The organism is Oleiphilus sp. HI0132, from assembly GCF_001635845.1.
Genome location: NZ_LWGJ01001753.1, coordinates 1 through 744 on the forward strand (window position 1 = coordinate 1; position 744 = coordinate 744).

Here is a 744-nt window from a genome sequence, read left to right on the forward strand (position 1 = left end):
TAATGCGATTGAAAAGGCTCAGCGTAAAGTAGAAGGCCGTAACTTTGATATTCGTAAGTCCTTACTGGAATACGATGATGTGGCGAACGATCAGCGTAGTGTGATTTATGAGCAGCGTAACTCGGTGATGGAGTCTGATGATATTTCAGATATCGTTGCAGCGATTCGCGAAGAAGTTGTTGATGATACGATCAGTCGCTTTATTCCACCGCAAAGCCTAGACGAGCAGTGGGATATCGCCGGGCTTGAAAGCCATCTTGAGTCAGAGTTTGCGGTTAAACTCCCCGTACAAGAATGGTTGGATAGTGACGATAGCTTGCACGAAGAAACCTTGCGAACCAAGATTATTGAAGAGATCGTTAAAGTTTACAAAGAGAAAGAAGAGACGGCGGGTGCGCAGTCTATGCGTAACTTCGAGAAACAAGTGTTTCTACATATTCTTGATACGCTTTGGAAGGAGCACTTGGCATCAATGGATGCATTACGTCAGGGTATCCATCTACGCAGCTACGCTCAGAAAAACCCTAAGCAGGAATACAAGCGAGAAGCATTTGTTCTATTTGAATCGATGCTGGGCAATTTGAAAAATGACGTGGTACGTGTGACCAGTCACGTGAAGATTCAGACTCAAGACGAGGCTGAAGAGCTAGAGCGACGCAGACAGCAAGAGCTAGAACAGCAATTGGGCCGGGCAAAGACTGAACATGCAGATGCCAATGCAGCCGGTAGTGAAGGTGGCTCGGC

At 46.5% G+C, this 744-nt stretch carries 1 pseudogene; it reads left to right on the top strand.

From position 1 onward, the window contains the following. A pseudogene (gene secA, locus A3766_RS26780) lies at window positions 1–744 on the top strand (preprotein translocase subunit SecA); the annotation flags it as partial.